The 16,927-nt window shown below is 68.4% G+C and carries 16 protein-coding genes; 5 read left to right on the top strand and 11 right to left on the bottom strand.

The window, feature by feature from the left end; translation table 11 throughout:
- Positions 1-41: 41 nt before the first annotated feature.
- From UCD39_RS16130 to UCD39_RS16120, 3 genes are all read right to left on the bottom strand, one after another.
- The gene (locus tag UCD39_RS16130) at positions 42-917 is read right to left on the bottom strand and encodes a tetratricopeptide repeat protein (protein ID WP_330496963.1); all 876 of its coding nucleotides are present in this window, start codon (positions 915-917) and stop codon (positions 42-44) included.
- 81 nt (positions 918-998) lie between these two features.
- Positions 999-1,727, bottom strand: coding sequence for a tetratricopeptide repeat protein (locus UCD39_RS16125; RefSeq protein ID WP_330496962.1), 729 nt, complete (start codon positions 1,725-1,727; stop codon positions 999-1,001).
- Positions 1,728-1,870: 143 nt separating this feature from the next.
- Complete coding sequence (locus UCD39_RS16120; RefSeq protein WP_330498471.1) at positions 1,871-2,323, bottom strand: YaiI/YqxD family protein; 453 nt, start codon at positions 2,321-2,323, stop codon at positions 1,871-1,873.
- 126 nt (positions 2,324-2,449) lie between these two features.
- Between UCD39_RS16120 and ettA the strand changes: the two genes are divergently transcribed.
- Positions 2,450-4,126: an energy-dependent translational throttle protein EttA gene (gene ettA, locus UCD39_RS16115; protein ID WP_330496961.1), complete on the top strand. Its 1,677-nt coding sequence runs from the start codon at positions 2,450-2,452 to the stop codon at positions 4,124-4,126.
- Positions 4,127-4,197: 71 nt separating this feature from the next.
- On the opposite strand, the gene UCD39_RS16110 is transcribed toward ettA, so the two are convergent.
- From UCD39_RS16110 to UCD39_RS16075, 8 genes are all read right to left on the bottom strand, one after another.
- Positions 4,198-4,692 carry a hypothetical protein gene (locus UCD39_RS16110; protein WP_330496960.1) on the bottom strand — a complete coding sequence of 165 codons (495 nt, stop codon included), beginning with the start codon at positions 4,690-4,692 and terminating at the stop codon, positions 4,198-4,200.
- Between the two features lie 57 nt (positions 4,693-4,749).
- On the bottom strand, positions 4,750-6,015 hold the full coding sequence (locus UCD39_RS16105) for a histidine-type phosphatase (RefSeq protein WP_330496959.1): 1,266 nt from the start codon (positions 6,013-6,015) through the stop codon (positions 4,750-4,752).
- On the bottom strand, positions 6,015-8,954 hold the full coding sequence (locus UCD39_RS16100) for a TonB-dependent receptor (protein ID WP_330496958.1): 2,940 nt from the start codon (positions 8,952-8,954) through the stop codon (positions 6,015-6,017). The genes UCD39_RS16105 and UCD39_RS16100 overlap by 1 nt, the downstream gene beginning before the upstream one ends.
- A 113-nt stretch (positions 8,955-9,067) precedes the next feature.
- The gene (locus UCD39_RS16095) at positions 9,068-10,036 is read right to left on the bottom strand and encodes a FecR family protein (RefSeq protein ID WP_330496957.1); all 969 of its coding nucleotides are present in this window, start codon (positions 10,034-10,036) and stop codon (positions 9,068-9,070) included.
- Positions 10,036-10,551: an RNA polymerase sigma factor gene (locus UCD39_RS16090; RefSeq protein ID WP_330496956.1), complete on the bottom strand. Its 516-nt coding sequence runs from the start codon at positions 10,549-10,551 to the stop codon at positions 10,036-10,038. The genes UCD39_RS16095 and UCD39_RS16090 overlap by 1 nt, the downstream gene beginning before the upstream one ends.
- Positions 10,552-10,646: 95 nt before the next feature.
- Positions 10,647-11,426: a hypothetical protein gene (locus tag UCD39_RS16085; protein ID WP_330496955.1), complete on the bottom strand. Its 780-nt coding sequence runs from the start codon at positions 11,424-11,426 to the stop codon at positions 10,647-10,649.
- Positions 11,427-11,526: 100 nt separating this feature from the next.
- A complete protein-coding gene (locus UCD39_RS16080) occupies positions 11,527-12,207 on the bottom strand; it encodes an MlaC/ttg2D family ABC transporter substrate-binding protein (RefSeq protein ID WP_246130870.1) in 681 nt (226 codons plus the stop codon).
- A 125-nt stretch (positions 12,208-12,332) separates the two neighbouring features.
- Complete coding sequence (locus tag UCD39_RS16075) at positions 12,333-13,079, bottom strand: MlaA family lipoprotein (RefSeq protein ID WP_145736099.1); 747 nt, start codon at positions 13,077-13,079, stop codon at positions 12,333-12,335.
- 421 nt (positions 13,080-13,500) lie between these two features.
- Here UCD39_RS16075 and UCD39_RS16070 point away from each other — a divergent pair, with 421 nt between their 5' ends.
- The 4 genes from UCD39_RS16070 to UCD39_RS16055 all read left to right on the top strand — a co-directional run bounded on the left by UCD39_RS16070 (position 13,501) and on the right by UCD39_RS16055 (position 16,923).
- Positions 13,501-14,433, top strand: a complete 933-nt coding sequence (locus tag UCD39_RS16070) for an ArsR/SmtB family transcription factor (protein ID WP_330496954.1) — start codon at positions 13,501-13,503, stop codon at positions 14,431-14,433.
- 26 nt (positions 14,434-14,459) lie between these two features.
- The gene (gene metF / locus UCD39_RS16065; RefSeq protein ID WP_330496953.1) at positions 14,460-15,422 is read left to right on the top strand and encodes a methylenetetrahydrofolate reductase; all 963 of its coding nucleotides are present in this window, start codon (positions 14,460-14,462) and stop codon (positions 15,420-15,422) included.
- A gap of 184 nt (positions 15,423-15,606) precedes the next feature.
- Positions 15,607-16,308, top strand: a complete 702-nt coding sequence (locus tag UCD39_RS16060; protein WP_330496952.1) for a beta/gamma crystallin-related protein — start codon at positions 15,607-15,609, stop codon at positions 16,306-16,308.
- A 15-nt stretch (positions 16,309-16,323) separates the two neighbouring features.
- Entirely contained in the window at positions 16,324-16,923 is a 600-nt protein-coding gene (locus UCD39_RS16055; protein WP_330496951.1) for a beta/gamma crystallin-related protein, read from the top strand.
- The last annotated feature ends 4 nt before the right edge of the window (positions 16,924-16,927 follow it).

The raw sequence follows: 16,927 nt of genomic DNA, 5'->3' as shown, positions 1-16,927 counted from the left end.
TCCGGTGGCGGGCGCGCCGTGGCGGGCGTGGCGCGCAAGCATCAATGCGCCACTGGGTGCAACAGCCCATGGGCCTGCAGGGGCAACGGCAGCGGCGTACCGGCATGCCAGTCCGCCGCCATGTCCTGCGCCGATTGCCGCTCGTCGGCGGACAGCCGCTGTTCCAACCGCGCGCGCAGGGCGGCGGCCTCGGGGCTGGTTTTGTGGCTGAGGTTCAGGAGGATATAGGCGGCGACGGCATCCTTGGGCACGCCGTCACCCACCTCATACCGGGTGCTCAGGTAAAACAGCGCGTGCTGATCCCCCTGTTGCGCGGCCTCCGCCCCCCATCTCGCCGCCTCTTCGGGGTCCTTCAGGGTACCGATACCCAGGCTGTAGATGGCGGCCAGGTTCTTTTGCGCCTGGAGGTCGCCGTTGGTCGCCGCCCGTTTGAACAGGGCGAGGCCCTTGGCGGGGTCCTGAGGCACGCCCCGTCCCAGGAAATAGAGGGAGCCCAGGTTGTTCATGGCATGGGCTTGGCCCTGCGCGGCGGCCTTCTCGTACCAGGCGCGGGCTTTGACGTTGTCATGGACGAACGGTGGCGGTGCGCCCCGGCCCGAGGCCGGCTCGATCGTCACCGACGGCTCCTCATAGATCCATCCAAGATAGGTTTGCGCCTCGGCATCACCCTTTTCCGCCAGCGGCGTCAGCAAGGCCACCGCCTCGCTTTCCTTCCCCGCCTCGAAGGCCGCGATACCCTGGTCCAGGGTGGATGTGGCGGCGGGTTGTACGGCCGGCATGCTGGATGTCGGTGGCATGTCGGCCTGTATCGTCGCGGCGCCGGCGGGTGCCACCGCGATGGTCAGTCCGGCGGCGGCCCCCGCCGCCAAGATCAAGGCGCGCGACCAGCGCAGCCATTCCACCCTGCTGTTCCCCATCTGATACTCCCCTCCATTGGCCCGTTGCCGGGCGTGTTGCCTGAGGGTGATCAGCAACTAAGGCGGGATAGTGGCGGACAATCACGTCCGCGTCGCTGTCGGCAGGGGCTGGCCCGGCTGCCAGGACTTGGCCAGGGTCTGAGCCTCCGCCTTTTGCGCGGTCGTCAGCTCGCCGTCCAGGCGGGTGCGCAGGGCGTGGGAGTCCGGGTTCTCGCCCGACAGCATGGCCAGGGTATAGGCCAGCACCGGGTTGCGCGGCAAGCCGGCGCCGGTGTCGTAGAGGCGGGCCAGCAGCGTTTGGGCGTGGGGCTCCCCTTGGCGAGCGGCGGCGCGGGCCCAGTGGGCGGCCTCCACATCGTCCTTGGGCGTGTCCTGGCCCATGTAATAGATCATCGCCAGGTTCATCTGCGCCTGCGCGTCGCCCTTCTTGGCCGCCTTGCGGAACAGGCTGATGCCCTTGGGCGCGTCCTTGGACACGCCGTTGCCCAGGTAGTAGAGCGAGCCCAGATTGTTCAGGGCGTGGGCATGGCCCTTGCCGGCCGCCTTGGCGTACCAGGTGCGGGCGCGGGTGTAGTCCACCGGTACGCCCAGGCCCTTCTCATACATCCATCCCAGATAGGTCTGCGCCTCGGCATCGCCCTTGTCGGCGGCGGGCGTCAGGTCGGCCAGGGCCGTGGGATAATCCTTGCGCTTGAAGGCGTCCACGCCGTGCTGGGTGTCTGCCCAGGCGCCGCCGCCGCCCATGGCCACGCATAGGGACAGAAGCGCCGCCGCCAGCGGGACGGATTTGCGCCCGGAATAACGATGCATGCCCAAACCCTCCATCGCTGCGGCTGGCGGTCGCTCCGCCTGCTGTCTCGTCAGCGTGGGGGGCCATTGGGGCGGGAAAGGGGCGGGTGGGGGCTTGTCCTGTGACCAGACGGTGACATCGCCGCCGGTTGGCGGCGTCGGTCTTATTTCCCGGTCTTGCGGACGGCGTTCACCGCTTGGTCCAGCGCCTGCAGGAACTGCGACTTGTCGCGCTTGGCCATGGGGGCGTTGCCGCCCTGGACCACGCCCATGGCGCGCAGGTCGCTCATCAAGGCGCGGGTAGCGATGGCCGTGCCGATGGACTGCGGGGTGAAGGGGCGGCCTGTGGGGCCAATGACCCGGCTGCCGGCTTTCAGGCAGCGGTCGGCCAGGGGGATGTCGGCGGTGATGACGATGTCGCCGACGCCGCAATGGGTGGCGATCCAATCGTCGGCGGCGTCGAATCCGTCGCTGACCACCACCAACTGCACCAGCCCGCCGGGCGGCACCCGCAGCGGGCCGTTGGACACCAGGTAGGTCTTCAGCTGGTACCGCTCCGCCACCTTGAACACCTCTTCCTTCACGGGGCAGGCGTCGGCATCGACATAGATATCCAGCATAGGGTTTAAGGCTTTCGAATGCGTGCCGCCCGCGTTGCGCGCGGGTGGGATGGTGGGGTAAAAGGCGTCGCCGGCTGGGTTGCGACCCTGCCCTTGTTGCCACCCTTTGTGAAGAGACAGCCCATGGCGTCGTACCAATATGTATATGTGATGAAGGGTGTGACCAAGGTCTACCCCGGCGGCCGCAAGGTGTTCGAGAACATCTGGCTGAGCTTCTACCCCGGCGCCAAGATCGGCGTGCTGGGCGTGAACGGCTCGGGTAAGTCCACCCTGCTGAAGATCATGGCCGGCCTGGACAAGGACTACAACGGCGAGGCCTGGGCCGCCGACGGCGTGTCCGTGGGCTACCTGCCGCAGGAACCGCAGCTGGACCCCAACAAGAACGTCCAGGAAAACGTCATGGACGCCCTGGGCGCCACCAAGGGCCTGCTGGACCGGTTCAACGAGGTCAGCAACGCCATGGCGGACCCGGACGCCGACTTCGACGCGCTGATCGCCGAGCAGGCGGAGCTGCAGGAGAAGATCGACGCCGCCGACGCCTGGGACATCGAGCGCACCGTGGACATCGCCATGGACGCCCTGCGCTGCCCCCCGGGCGATGCCGACGTGACCAAGCTGTCGGGCGGTGAGAAGCGCCGCGTGGCGCTGTGCAAGCTGCTGCTGTCCAAGCCCGACATGCTGCTGCTGGACGAACCGACCAACCATCTGGACGCGGAAAGCGTCGCCTGGCTGCAGCGCTTCCTGGCCGACTACAAGGGCACGGTGGTGATGGTCACCCACGACCGTTACTTCCTGGACAACGTCACCGGCTGGATCCTGGAACTGGACCGCGGCTCGGGCATCCCCTACGAGGGCAACTACTCCAGCTGGCTGGAACAGAAGGAAAAGCGCCTGGCCCAGGAAGGCCGCACCGAGGACGCCCGCCAGAAGCAGCTGGCCCAGGAACTGGAATGGGTGCGGCAGAGCCCGCGCGCGCGCCAGGCCAAGTCCAAGGCCCGTATCCAGGCCTACGAGGAATTGTTGGCCCAGAGCACGAAGGAGGCGATCACCGACACCCAGATCGTCATCCCCGTGCCGCCCCGCCTGGGCAACGTGGTCATCGAGGCCGAGCACCTGAAGAAGGGCTTCGGCGACCGCCTGCTGATCGACGACCTGTCCTTCCGCCTGCCGCCGGGCGGCATCGTGGGCATCATCGGCCCCAACGGCGCCGGCAAGACCACCCTGTTCCGCATGATCACCAACCAGGACACGCCGGACGCCGGCACCTTCAAGGTGGGCGAGACGGTGAAGCTGGGCTATGTCGACCAGAGCCGCGACGCCCTCAACCCCAACAAGACGGTGTGGGAAGAGATCTCCGGCGGCCTGGACGTCATCGAGCTGGGCAAGAAGTCCATGCCCAGCCGCGCCTACGTCTCCGCCTTCAACTTCCGTGGCTCCGACCAGCAGAAGAAGGTGGGGCAGCTGTCGGGCGGTGAGCGCAACCGCGTGCACTTGGCCATGATGCTGAAGTCCGGCGCCAACGTCCTGTTGCTGGACGAACCGACCAACGATTTGGACGTGGAAACCCTGCGCGCCCTGGAAGAGGCGCTGGTCAGCTTCGCCGGCTGCGCCGTGGTCATTAGCCACGATCGCTGGTTCCTGGACCGCATCGCCACCCACATCCTGGCCTTTGAGGGCGAAAGCCAGGTGGTCTGGTTCGAGGGCAACTACCAGGACTACGAAGCCGACCGCAAGCGCCGCCTGGGCTCGGCTGCCGACCAGCCGCACCGCATCAAGTACCGCCCGCTGGTGCGCAACTAAGCGCGTCAGGCTCGGTGGAATAGGAAACGGGGAGCGGTGATGCCGCTCCCCGTTTTCATTGTAGAGGTGACTTAAGCGTAGGCCCAACCGTCCGCGTCAACGGAGGGACGGCGCGGCGATAGGCGTGTCCGGTGCCGTCGCGGCCGGCGGGATGTGGCCATTCGACCGATCAAGGCGCGGGGCAGCGCGCGCCAAGCGTTGCGTACCTTGGCCATAACGGCGTCACGCGCGATCCGCAAACGCAGGGTGGCGCCCAGCATCAATCCCAGGATCGTCAGATCCAGGACGCTGGCCAGGTCCAGCATGCCCAGCCAGGCGATGCCCTCCGGCAGGCCGCTGGCCACCAAGATAACTGCTTCGCCCTTGGCCATATACCAGGCCAATCCGCAGATGGCAGCCATCGCGAGCACCAGCAGCATCTGCCGTGGTGATATCCATGGCAAGGCCTGGGCCGGTATCTCCACCAGCAGTCGCCGCAGGGCCCGGCCGATGGGCAGGTCGGGGAAAGTCACGGCGATCACCAAGGCCAAACCCAACAGACCATAGCAGACGACGATGGATGACATCGGGGACCTCTGGGCGGTGAATGATCCCCGTTGAGGTGGGATCTTCAAGACCCTTTATCAACCATCCCGCGTGGCATCCTCCACGACATGGCGGAAGTGCCCCAGGAGACAATCCATCGCCGGGCCCGCCTGGCTGCATCCTGGAATGAAAACTGGCGCCGATAGGGGCGGCTGGGCTTCGGTCAGCGGGCTCAGGGCGCGCAGCTGGTCCAGGCTTTGCGCCGTGAAGCGGGCGCGGATGACGGTTTGGCCGTCCGCCCGGCGCCAGCGTTCCAGCACCAGCGCCGATCCCGGGGGCACCTGGTCGGGCTGATAGCCCGGCAGCACCCAGTCCAGGCGCAGCAGGCTGGCCAGAAGCAGGATGGTGCCGTCGTGGCCCACCAGCACGGTGACGGCGGGGCCCTCGCCGGCCATCAGGTCCACCAAGTGCCGCGCCAACGGCCCGGCGCCCACGCGGGCGATGTACGGTGTGCGCAGCCGGGCGTCCAGGTCGGCGGCGTGCGCGGCCCCGGCGCGGTTCAGCGCGTCGGCGCCCACCCGGCCGCCCAGCAGGCTGGACAGCGGCGCCCCGTCGGCATAGGCCATGATCAGGCTTTCCGTCAGGCCCGACGCCGTGGCCAGGGGGCCTCGCAGGTTCAGCCAGTCATCGCCTTGGCCCCGTTCCAGGGAGGACGGCACGTCGGTCAGCAACCGGCGACCGGCCAGCCTGCCGCCCGGCTGGGCTTGCGTCCGGCAGTCGGCCGGGGCGCAGTTCAGCAGCAGCCGTTGCAGGGCCGCCACCGTGTCGGCATGTGCCGCCGTCCAGGCCGTGGCATCGCCGATACGGCCGCGCACGGCGGCCAGCGCCAGGTCGGGATCGAGATGCGTGGCCCCCGCCGGCACGGGATCGAACAGCGGGTCGGCCTTGCTCGTCACCGTGTCGACGCGGGCGGGGCAGCCGGGCAACAGCTGTTCGGCCAGCGCCCGGCCCGTTTCCACCGTGCGCTGGGGCAGGTTGGCATGCACCCCCGCGGCGGCGCAGTCGCCCGGCGGCAGCAGACCCAGCGCCCGGTAATGCTCCCGGTAATAGGCGCCGAACAGGGCGGCGGCCCGGAAGCCGTGGGCTGTCAGGTGGCCGGGCGGCACGGCGAAGGCCGGCCAGGGCTCCGCCGTCCAGCGGCCCAGCTCCTCCGGCGTCGACATGGCGGCGCGGATGCCGTGCCGGGTCAGGATGACCACCCGCTCCAGATGGTCCGCCGGCGCCCCGGCCGCTTCCGGCCGGGCGGGCAGGGCCAGCAGCAGCATCGCCGCCGCCAGCCCCCGCAGCAGGGCCTTGCCGCCCATCAGTACTTCACCCGCACGCCGAACCGGAAGGTGCGGCCGAAGTCGGTGTATGTCGCGAACAGGCCGTTGTTCACATACTGGCTCTGGGCTGAACCGGTCACGTTGATGGCCTCCGCCGTCAGGGTCATGTGGTCGTCCACCGCGTAGGTGGCGTTCAGGTCCAGGGTGCCGAAGGCCCGGTCGTTGACCGACGACAGTCCGTTGGTGCCCACCTGGTTCAGGATGTTGCCCGTCCAGCTGTAGGCCGCGCGCACGCCAATGGGCCCCTTCTCGTAAAAGGCGGTCAGGTTGTAGCTGTGCCGCGCCACACCGGCCAAATCGGCCTCGAAGAAGCGGCCGGTGGTGATGTCGTGGTAGGTCGCCCCGGAATTGGTGATGGTGAGGTTGGCCAGGAAGCCCAGGCCATCGAAGGGGGCGGGCAGGAAGGTGAACAGCTGCTGATAAGCCAGCTCGCCACCGATGACATGGGCGCCGCCGCCATTGACAGGCGCGGTCAGCAGATAGCTTTGCCCGTCCACCACCAGCGGGGTCACCTGGTTGAAGGTGAAGGTGCTGATGTCCTTGTAGAAGAAGTCGGCGATCAGCGCGCTGCTGCGGGTGAAGTACCACTCGGCCGAGGCGTCGTACTGCCAGGCTTCATAGGGGCGCAGCTGCGGGTTGCCGCCGGTGGCGGTGAAGATGGTGTTGGAGGAGTTCAGCGTGGTCTGCGGGCCCAGGCTGGACAGCGACGGCCGCGTGATGACCTTGGAGGCCGCCAGGTGCAGCTGCACGTCGGGCTGCAACTCCAGCACCAGGTTGGCCGAGGGCAGGGCGTTGGTGTAGATGCGCTCGTACCGCACCGGGATGGCCCGGGTGCCGCTGGTGGCACTGCCGCTGGACGTCTGGTCGGTGTTGGTGACGCGCACGCCGGCGTCGCCGCGCAGGGGCAGGCCGAACAGGGTGGTGGACAGGCTGGTCATGACGTAACCGGCGCTGATGGTCTCCGTCACCTTGTAGGAATTGCGCAGGTCGGCGGCCGTCAGCGGCTGGTCCACCACGGCGGGGTCCATGCGGCTGTAGAACGCGCCGGTGTCCGGCACCAGCCAGGTGCGGGGCAGGGTGCCGGAGGCGTCGGCCAGGAAGCCGCTGACCGGGAAGCTGTCGTAATAGCTGGCGGGGAAATACTGGCCGGCGATGTTCTTGGTGATGGTCAGGTCGCGACGGTCGTAGTCGCGGCCCCGGTCACGATACTTGGCGCCCATCTGGATCTTGGCGAAGGGGCCCCAGTCCAAATCATGCTCCGCATCGAACTGGATGGCGCCTTCCGTGTCCTTGGCGTTTTCGGTGCGCCATTCCAGCCGGCGGCCCGGCAGCAGGGTGATGGAGTTCAGGTCGGCGGTCAGATAGTTCAGGCTGGGCACGCCATCGTCCGACGACGGCATGCTGAAGCTGACCTGGCCGGCGGACCCCAGGATGCGGGACCGGCGGATGGGGGTGGGCGTGCCGCTGTCGGCGCGGTTGTAGGCGCCGTCGGCCGACAGGGTCCAGCCGTCGATGCGGTACTTGCCGTTCAGCCCCACCTGATAGTTGGTGTGCAGCAGGTCGGACTCCTCGCGGCCGATCTGCACGCTGACCGGGGCGGTCGCCGCCACAACGGCGCCGTCCTTGATGACCACGCTGCCCGGGACCGCTTTGGATATGGTCCAGTCGGCGGAGTAGGTCTTTTCGTCGTAGTGCATGTTCAGCCGGGTGAACAGCACGTCCAGCCCGACCTCCAAATTGTCGTTTGGCGCCCATTGCGCCGCCGCGTTCATGCCCACGCGGCGGCTGTGCTGCATCTCCAGCGTGGGGCGGACGCCGCTGGCGTCGATCACCGGGCCGCTGTCGGCCTTGCCGTCGCCATTGGTGTCGATGCCGTTGGGATAGAGGGTCCAGTTGCTGCCCAGCACGCGATCCTGGCGCACCGTGCGCTCGTCATACACGGCAGCCAGCAGGACGCCGAAGGTCTTGGCGTCGTTGTTCCAGCTGGTGAGACCGGAGACGTGGGGGTCGGCGGCGTCGGCCAGCTGGGCGTAGCTGCCGCTGGCCGATCCGGTGAAGGTCAGGTCGCCCAGCTCCAGCGGGCGAAAGGTGCGGATGTTCACCAGGCCGCCGATGGCGCCCTCATCCTGGCTGGCCAGGGGGCTTTTCACCACCTCGATACCCGACACCAGTTCGGACGGCAGGGTATCGAAGCGGAAGTTGCGGCCCGATTGGCCGCTGTCGCGCACGTTCTCGTTCACCGCCATGCTGCGGCCGTTCAGGGTGGTGACCTCGAAATCCGGGCCCAGGCCGCGGATGCGGACGAACAGGCCCTCGCCCCGATCGCGGGAGATGGTGACGCCCGGGATGTGCTGCATGGCCTCGGCCACGTTCTGGCTGGGAAATTTACCGATGTCCTCCGCCGAAATGGCGTCCACCACGTTGTCCGCCAGACGCTTGGTGTCCAGGGCGCGGGTGACGCTGCCGGCAAAGCCGGTGACAATGATTTCCTCCAGCGGGCTGGCATCGGCGGCAGCCAGGCTGGTGGCGGGGGCCGCGCTCACGGGCGGGGTGGAGGTTGCGGCTTTGGTGGCCCCCATCTTCAGCACGACGCTGTCGCCGTCCAGCGTGTAGTCCAGTCCGGTGCCCGCCAGCAGGCGGCCCAGCGCGTCCGGGGTGCTGAAGGCGCCGCTGAGGCCGCCAGTACGCTTGCCGTCCAGCAGCGCCGGGTCGGCCAGCACCTGTAAGCCGGTGGCGCGGGAGAAGGCGTTGAGCGCGGCGCGCAGGTCGCCGGCGGCGATGGTGAATTGCGTCACGCTCTGCGCCGCCAGGGCGGCCGGCGCCGTGGTCGTGATCGCCGCCGTGGCCAGGGCCAGGGCGGAGGCTGAGGCGCGCAGGTGGCGCAGGGCGCGGCCGAGGGCCGTATCCAGGTTCTTCATTCTTGTCCCCAAATCCCGTGGCCGCGTCCCCCGGTGGGCGCGACCTCGGGCCGGAAGACGGTCGGGCCTTCGCAAACCGGACAGCGAATTTTGTGAAGCTTATGAGACGGGGCCTACGCCGTGGGTTGCAGCACCAGGCGATCGGCGTCCCGCTCCACGGTGAAGCCGTGGACCCGGCCCAGGGTGCCGAGCAGGCGGGCGGGATCATCCAGCCGGAAGCGGCCGGAGATCTGGCGCGCGGCCAAGCGGCTGTCGGTCAGCACGATGGGCACGGCGCTGCGGCGGCTCAGCCGTTCGGCCAGCCGGCCCAGGGTGACGCCCTCCGTTTCCAGCCAGCCCTGGCGCCAATCCTCGGCGGTGGGGTTGAAGTCGGCCATGGCCTGAAGCTGGCCGTTATGGACATCGGCGCGCTGTCCCGCCGTCAGCTCGCGCCGGCCGCCGGTGGCGCTGAGGCGCACCCGGCCGCGATAGACGGACAGTTCCACCACGTCGCGGGTCAGGTCGATATCGAAGGCGGTGCCCAGGACGGTGATCGCGGCGCGGTCGCCGGCCTGAATCTCGAACGGCCGGTCGCTGTCGTGCGCCACGTCGAAGAAGGCTTCGCCCCGGCTCAAGGTCAGCCACCGGTGGCCGTGGCCCAAGCGTGCCTCGACCACCGTGTCGCCGTTGAGGTCCAGCCGCGTTCCGTCCGGCAGGGCGACGCTGCGCCCTTGGCCGTTGGCCGTCTCATAGCGCAGGGGCGTGGCCAGCGCGCGATCCAGGGTGGGCCAGGCCATGACCATGGCCGCGACGGCGCAGGCCGCCAGCGCGAGGCGGGGCAGCACGCGGGCCACCACGGCGGTCCGGGTGGCACTGCGGCCGGGGGCTGAGGCGTCCAGTGCGGCCAGCGCCTCCGCCAGGGCGGGATCCCCCAGGGTGGTGGCCAGCGCCTGGTACCGGTCGCGGTGGCGCGGGTCGGCGGCCAGCCAGGCCTGGAACGCGGCCTCCTCCGCCGGCGGCAGGGGGGCATCGGCACGGCGCAAAGCCCACCGGGCGGCCTCCTCCGCCACATCGGGGGGGCCATTGGTGCTGTGGTCGGCCATCACGGCGTGCCCTCCTTCCGGCTCGCCAGCGGGCGGGCGCGGTCGCCGCGCGCCATTTCCTGGTGCAACCACTCCAGGGCGCGCACCACATGCTTTTCCGCCGCCGCCTCGCTCATGTCCAGGGCCTGCGCGATATCACGGAGGCTTTCCCCCTTGAGGCGCCGGCGGACGAAGACCTCCCGGCGCAAGGGGGGCATGGCCTCCAAGGCCCGCTGAAAGGCGGCCACGCGCTGACGGTGCATGATCACCTCCTCCGCCCGGGGGGCGTCGCACGCCAGGTCGTCGCCCAGCTCTTCGGCCGCGGCGCGATGGCTGGCGCGGAAATGATCGCGCACCAGGTTCTGCGCGATGCGGAAGCATAGGGCGGCACTGTCCCCCACCGTGCTTTTCAGGCGATAGGTGAACAGCCGGATGAAGGTTTCCTGCACCAGGTCCTCGCTGACCCAGGGGTCGCCCACCCGGCGCATGATGAACCGGTAGAGGCTGGTGCGTTCAGGTAGTGAATCCTCGGTCATGGCGTGCGCCCCTGGCCTGCGATGGCGCGGCGTCTATCATCAACGACCGTCGGTTGCGACCCTGGGCGCATGACATTCTCATGACCGCTCCGGCCTCAGGAGTGATGGGGCGGCGGCAGCAGATGCGCGGCCACCGTGGTGTCAAAGCCGGTATCGCGGGAGATTTCACCCGGCGGCGCCACGTCCCATGACCATGTGGCCAGGCGTTTCCCCGGAAGTGCCTGGCCGAACAACGGGTCCTCGACCGACTGGACGCGTCCGTGGCCGTCCCGCCACCGGCGCTCCACATCCGCCAGGATCAGGCAGGGGGTGGCCAGGCGCGCCAGGTGGTCGAGGTGCGCCCGCACGATGTCCGCCGCCAGCCGATCGGCCGCCGCTTCCCCCTCTTGCGCCGCCACCAGGCCCCGTGCCGCCAGGGGCAGCTGTGACGCCAGGTTCAGCGACACGACCAAGTCCAAGGCGGTGCCGACATAAGCGTCACACCCGGGTGCCAGAGGGTGGCCGGCGGCGATGCGGTCCACCAGGCCGGTCAGGTCCACGAGATCCAGACGGAGCCGGGACTCATGCCAAGCCCGCCAGCGAGCCGCCGGCCCATGGGCGATATCGGCCAGAATGAGCCGTTCGAAGCGGGACAGCAGCGCCACCAGCGGCAGGTCCAGCAGCGAGCCGGAGCCCAGGACCAGCAGGGTTCCGCCCCGGCCGAACCGCTCCGCCGCCTCGGCCACCTGCCGCCGGCTGTTTTCCAGGTGGGGCGCCCAGTCGCGGGCGCGGCGGCGCCCCCGGGCAGCGATGGCCGCCGCTTCGCGATGATATCCCAGCCGCCGGGCGGCGGGTGGGCAGGCCGTCAGGCCGCTGGTGATCCATTCCACAAGCATGGAGGGAGGCTACGGTGCCCAGCGCCAAAAAGAAATGGCGCCCCGGGGTCGTTGCCCCGGGGCGCCATTCCAACTGCCAATTCTCTCAATTCTGCCGGCTTTATTGGGCCACGCCGGCGTTGGCCTTCTGGATACGGTCGCGCAGGGCTTCCAGCAGGGCGTTGAAGTCGCCGCCATGGCTTTCGATCACGGAGGCGAACTCGGAACGCTGCGTCAGGCTCATGCTGACGTTTTCCACCACCACGTCGATGATGCGGAAGCTGCCGTCCTTGGAACGCAGGCGCCAGTCGACATTCACCGCCGGACCGTTGGAACGGATGACCTGGCTGTTGACGATGGCGTCCTTTTCACCGTCCGGCTGGGCGTTGCCGACCTTGAACGTCTCACCGGCGTACTGGCTGAACCGTTCCGCGTAGACCGAGACGATCATGGTCTGGAACAGCTTCATGTATTCCTGACGCTGGGCGTCGTTGGCGATGTTCCAGTACCGGCCCAGGACGAAGCGGCCAATGGTCTGCAGGTCGAAATTCTGTTCCAGCAGCTGGGTGAAGGTGGACTGGATTTCCGCCTTCGAGGCGCCGGGCTTGGACAGGACGCCGATGGCCCGGTCGCCCAATCCCTGCACGAACTTCACGGCCGCGCCGGCATCGGCGGCGGCCAGCGCGGGGGTGGCGAAGGGCAGGCCCAGGGAAAGGGCGAGGCCCATCGTGGCGGTGCCGAGCAAAAGGGTACGGCGCGTCAGCATGTTGGTCATGGCCTTGTTGATCTCTTCGTGTGTCAAGACTGTCCGCTGGGGACGGGGGCTGATGCAGTGATGGGGGTCACGGCGGGTCAGTACAGTTTCGGGCGTCCCGCTTCCATCATGGCGGCGGCATGGCCGACGCCCAGGCGCCGGGCGCCTTTCTATTACGGGTCGGGGTTCTGGGAGTAGTCGGGAATGGTGGGATATTGGCGCGGATCTGCCTTGCCGTTCAGGATATAGCCGTCGCGTTGCTGCCGATAGGCGGCGCGGATGGCGGCGTAGTAATCGACGCTGTTCTTGCGCAGATCGTCCAGCGCCTCGAAATAGGTTGACCGCGCGTCGAGCACCGTCAAGCCAACGCGGGTATAGTTGGCCCAGTCGTTGTCGGTGTTGCCGGCGACGCGGGTGACCGGATCGCCCCATGCCTCAAGCCCGAAGCCGGCGGCGTCGCGGACGGAGGAGGCGCCCAGGAAGGGCAGCACCAGATAGGGGCCCTCGTCGATGCCCCAGACGGCGAAGGTCTGGCTCAGGCTCTGATAATGATAGGGGATGCCATTGGCGGCCGCCACGTCGACCAGGCCGCCGATGCCCACCGTGGAGTTGATGACGAACCGCTCCACCGTCACGCCAGCGCCCTCGAAGTCGCCTTGCAGCAGGTTGTTGGCCAGGGTGAGGGGGGAGCGCACGTTGTTCAGCACGTTGGACACGGCGTCGCGCAGGGCCGGCGGGATGGCCCAGCGGTAGGCCTGGGCCACCGGGCGCAACACGGCCTGGTCCACCTGGTCGTTGAACCAGAAGACGCCGCGGTTCATCCCTTCCAGCGGGTCATTGGCCTCCGGGCCCGCCAAGGCGGGCTGCATCGGGGTGCCGTCGGGCTTGTGGGCGCAGGCGGATGTGCCGAGCAAGGCCATCAAGGCAAGTAATGGGGGGGCCAGACGCCGTCCCCAGCGGGCCGGAGGGGGCCGCTTTGGGCTGGAAGCCAAGGACCCATCCGGCACGGTCAGCGACATGAGGCGCATGCGTCAACCCACGGTTAAGTTGGTTACTGGGGGGAATGATTGGCATACTTTGTGGCCAAATCCAGGCACCACTATGAGGTGGGCCAGGGTGGGGCCATTTTCTATCCAACCTTCGATATAGGATTCAGCCATCCGGCGAGGGGGTGCCGGGACGGCGCCTGGAGCGCTCGGCGTCCCGTCGTAGGCCTCCCGCAACACCCCGCCCTGATGTCGATCCGACGGGGCCCGGCGGCGGCATGAATTTTCTCGCATAAAGACATCTTTATATGTACAAACGATCCAGCGATAACGACGGCGCGGGATTTGGTGGACCATGGATTTTCTGCTGGGGGCATTGAAGGCGGCGGCCGAACCGACGCGCCTGCGCTTGCTGGCCCTGTGTGCCCATGGTGAGCTGACGGTCAGCGAATTGACCCAGATTTTGGGGCAGAGCCAGCCGCGCGTGTCCCGCCACCTGAAACTGTTGTGCGACGCGGGCCTGCTGGACCGCTTCCGCGAGGGCATCTGGGCCTATTACCGACTGGCGGAACGCGGGGCGGTCGCGGAACTGGCCCGTACCCTGGTGGATGCCATCCCGGCGGACGATCCGGGCCTGGCGCTGGATCTGGAACGGCTGGACCAGATCAAGCGCGCGCGCCAGGAGACGGCGGCCCAGTATTTCCGTGATAACGCCGCCCGTTGGCACGAGGTGCGCAGCCTGCATGTGCCGGAGCGCGAGGTGGAGCAGGCGTTGCTGGCCCTGGTGCCCGCCGGCGGTATCGGCGATCTGCTGGACATCGGCACGGGCACCGGCCGCATGCTGGAGCTGTTCGCCCCCCACGTCACCCGGGCCCTGGGCATCGACGCCTCGCGCGAGATGCTGGCGGTGGCCCGGGCGAACCTGGAAAAGGCCGGCCTGCGCCATGTCCAGGTCCGTCTGGCGGACATGTACCAGGTGCCGGTTCCCACCGGCAGCCAGGACATGGTGATCATCCACCAGGTGCTGCATTATGCCGAGGAACCGCAGGAGGTGCTGGCCGAGGCCGCGCGCGTGCTGCGCCCCGGCGGCAGCCTGGTTGTGGTCGACTTCGCCAGCCACGCCCTGGAGAACCTGCGGACCGACCACGCCCATCGCCGCCTGGGCTTCACCGATGCGGATATGGCGCAATGGTTCGCCAACGCCGGTCTGATGGCGGCGGCACCCGTGCATCTGCCTGGCACCCCCCTGACCGTGACCCTGTGGTCCGGCCAGCGGCCCGCCTCCTGACATTCCGAGAACCCCGAGAAGCCGCCATGACCATCGTGAACGAAAGCGCCGACACCGACCGTGCCCTGGGTGGGGCCCTGGGTGGAGGGGAGCCGCTGGTGACCGTGCCGCGGGACCTGCGCGTCAGCTTCGAATTCTTCCCGCCCAAGACGGAAAAGATGGAACAGACGCTGTGGCAGGCGATTCACCGCCTGGCACCGCTGTCCCCGGCCTTCGTCTCGGTCACTTACGGCGCCGGCGGCTCCACGCGGGAGCGCACCCACGCCACCGTCACCGCCATCCAGCAGCAGACGGGCATTCCTGCAGCCGCCCACCTGACCTGTGTCGCCGCCACGCGGGAGGAGATCGACACCATCGCGCGCGCCTATTGGGACGCCGGTATCCGCCACATCGTGGCGCTTCGCGGTGACCCGCCCCAGGCGGCGGATGGCAGTGGCGGCCTGGGCGGCAGCGGCTATCAGCCCCACCCCGGCGGCTATGCCTACGCCACCGATCTGGTCGCAGGGCTGAAGCGGGTGGCTGATTTCGAAATCTCCGTGGCCTGCTTCCCCGAAACCCATCCGGAGGCCGCCAGCGCCGCCGCCGACATCGACAATTTGCGGCGCAAGGTGGACGCCGGCGCCACCCGCGCCATCAGCCAGTTCTTCTTCGATACTGACAAGTTCCTGCGCTTCCGCGACAGGGTGGCGGCGGCCGGCATCGACATCCCCATCGTGCCGGGCATCCTGCCCATCACCAATTTCGGCCGCGCCGTGGAATTGGGCGCCAAGTGCAACTGCGCCGTGCCCGCTTGGATGGCGGACCTGTTCGGCGGCCTGGACGCGGAGCCGGAAACCCGCCAGCTGGTGGCCGCCACCGTTGCCGTGCAGCAGTGCCTGCGGCTGGAGCGGGAAGGGGTGCGGGATTTCCACTTCTACACCCTGAACCGCGCCGACCTGACGGTCGCCATCTGCCATATGCTGGGGGTGCGGGCGCCCAAGGCCGCCTGAGCGGTTCCCGGCGCGACCTGAAATCCGGATGATGCCACCGCGCCGCCACGGGCTCGCCATTCTCCTGGCTTTAGGTTAAATCCGCCGGCAGGCATTCTTGCGAACGATGATTGCAAGGAATTGGGCCGGTACTGAATGGGCCGGGCGGCACATGCCGTCGGGCCGGGCGACAGGGTGGACCGTCATGACACGATTGATGCACCGAGTGATGGGGGCGGCCGTGCTGGCCGGCACCCTAATGACCGCTGGCGGTGCGCTGGCGGGGGAAATCACCCTGTATTCCGAAGCCTTCTTCCGGGGCGACGCGCTGACCATCCGCGATGGCGTGGAAAACCTGGCCGACATGGGGCGCTGGAACGACCGCGCCAAATCCATGATCGTGCGCTCAGGCGAGTGGGAGGTGTGCAAGGACTCCGGCTTCCGCAACTGCAAGCGCGTGGGCCGCGGCACCCGCATCGGTGATCTGGGTGAGATCGGGCTGTACAACGCCATCTCCTCCGCCCGGCAGATCGACGGCCGCTATTACCAGCCGGAACCGCCCCCGCCGCCCGTCTACGACCCGCCGCCACCGCCCGCCTATGGCCCGCCGCCGGGCTATGGCGGCGGCATCACCTGGAACAATGGTCCCTCCGGTCCGCCGGTTTATGACCAGCCCCCGCCACCCCCGCCCAATTACGGGGGTGGCATCACCTGGAATGACGATCGGCGCGACGGGCCCCCACCCATGGGCGATTGCCGCCGCCGCATCTATGACGCCTTCGTCCAGCGCTTCGGCCCGCCGGGCGACGTCAATTTCCGGGGTGAGGAGTGGGAAGGCCGCATCTTCTGGAATGGGGATCGTTGGCACTACCGCTGCACGCCGGAGCAGATCAACATCTGGCAGTGATGATGGGGGACGGGAATGTCAGGTGTCACCGCCCGGCTGCTGATTGCCACGGGTCTGGCGTTGGGTGCCGCCCTGTCCGGGACGGGGACCGCATGGGCGTACGACGCCGGGATCATCCTGTATTCGGGACAGGACCGGGGCGGAAGCACCCTCGATATTGAGGATGATGTCGAGAACCTGGCCGGCAGCGGTTGGAACGACCGGGCACGGTCCCTGACGGTCACGGGCGGAACGTGGGAGGTGTGCCGCCACGCGGGCTGTCGTGACTGCGTGACGGTCAGCGCTTGGGATGTCATCAACGACTTGTCCCGCATCGGCCTGGACCAGGCCATTTCCTCCGTACGCCGGATCGACCGGCCGGCACCGGAACCGGCGGCGACCACCGGCACCGGTTCCCCCATCGTGTGGAACACCAGAAGGCCGGCGACCTTGTGGTCCCTCACCAGCGCGGGCGACTGCCGACCCGATATCCGCGCGGCCTTCGCCCAACGCTTCGGCCCCGCCGGTGAGGGCGACTTCGACGGCGGCCCAAGTGACGGGCGGCTCACCTGGAATGGCAAGGTGTGGGGCTATAACTGCGCCTATCGCCAAACCGATATTTGGCCGGAGGATTAGGCGC

Origin of the sequence: Nitrospirillum karajorum, assembly GCF_036348415.1 — a bacterium.
Taxonomy (GTDB): Bacteria; Pseudomonadota; Alphaproteobacteria; order Azospirillales; family Azospirillaceae; genus Nitrospirillum; species Nitrospirillum amazonense_B.
This window is presented reverse-complemented; position numbering and strand designations above follow the sequence as displayed.

Bases quoted from the DNA above. Each gene is read 5' to 3' on its own strand.
- metF (WP_330496953.1), top strand. From the start codon at position 14,460: ATGACCATCGTGAACGAAAGCGCCGACACCGACCGTGCCCTGGGTGGG.
- UCD39_RS16110 (WP_330496960.1), bottom strand. From the start codon at position 4,692: ATGTCATCCATCGTCGTCTGCTATGGTCTGTTGGGTTTGGCCTTGGTG.
- UCD39_RS16100 (WP_330496958.1), bottom strand. From the start codon at position 8,954: ATGAAGAACCTGGATACGGCCCTCGGCCGCGCCCTGCGCCACCTGCGC.
- UCD39_RS16125 (WP_330496962.1), bottom strand. From the start codon at position 1,727: ATGCATCGTTATTCCGGGCGCAAATCCGTCCCGCTGGCGGCGGCGCTT.
- UCD39_RS16085 (WP_330496955.1), bottom strand. From the start codon at position 11,426: ATGCTTGTGGAATGGATCACCAGCGGCCTGACGGCCTGCCCACCCGCC.
- UCD39_RS16090 (WP_330496956.1), bottom strand. From the start codon at position 10,551: ATGACCGAGGATTCACTACCTGAACGCACCAGCCTCTACCGGTTCATC.
- UCD39_RS16130 (WP_330496963.1), bottom strand. From the start codon at position 917: ATGGGGAACAGCAGGGTGGAATGGCTGCGCTGGTCGCGCGCCTTGATC.
- UCD39_RS16060 (WP_330496952.1), top strand. From the start codon at position 15,607: ATGACACGATTGATGCACCGAGTGATGGGGGCGGCCGTGCTGGCCGGC.
- ettA (WP_330496961.1), top strand. From the start codon at position 2,450: ATGGCGTCGTACCAATATGTATATGTGATGAAGGGTGTGACCAAGGTC.
- UCD39_RS16075 (WP_145736099.1), bottom strand. From the start codon at position 13,079: ATGGCCTTGCTCGGCACATCCGCCTGCGCCCACAAGCCCGACGGCACC.
- UCD39_RS16055 (WP_330496951.1), top strand. From the start codon at position 16,324: ATGTCAGGTGTCACCGCCCGGCTGCTGATTGCCACGGGTCTGGCGTTG.
- UCD39_RS16070 (WP_330496954.1), top strand. From the start codon at position 13,501: ATGGATTTTCTGCTGGGGGCATTGAAGGCGGCGGCCGAACCGACGCGC.
- UCD39_RS16095 (WP_330496957.1), bottom strand. From the start codon at position 10,036: ATGGCCGACCACAGCACCAATGGCCCCCCCGATGTGGCGGAGGAGGCC.
- UCD39_RS16105 (WP_330496959.1), bottom strand. From the start codon at position 6,015: ATGGGCGGCAAGGCCCTGCTGCGGGGGCTGGCGGCGGCGATGCTGCTG.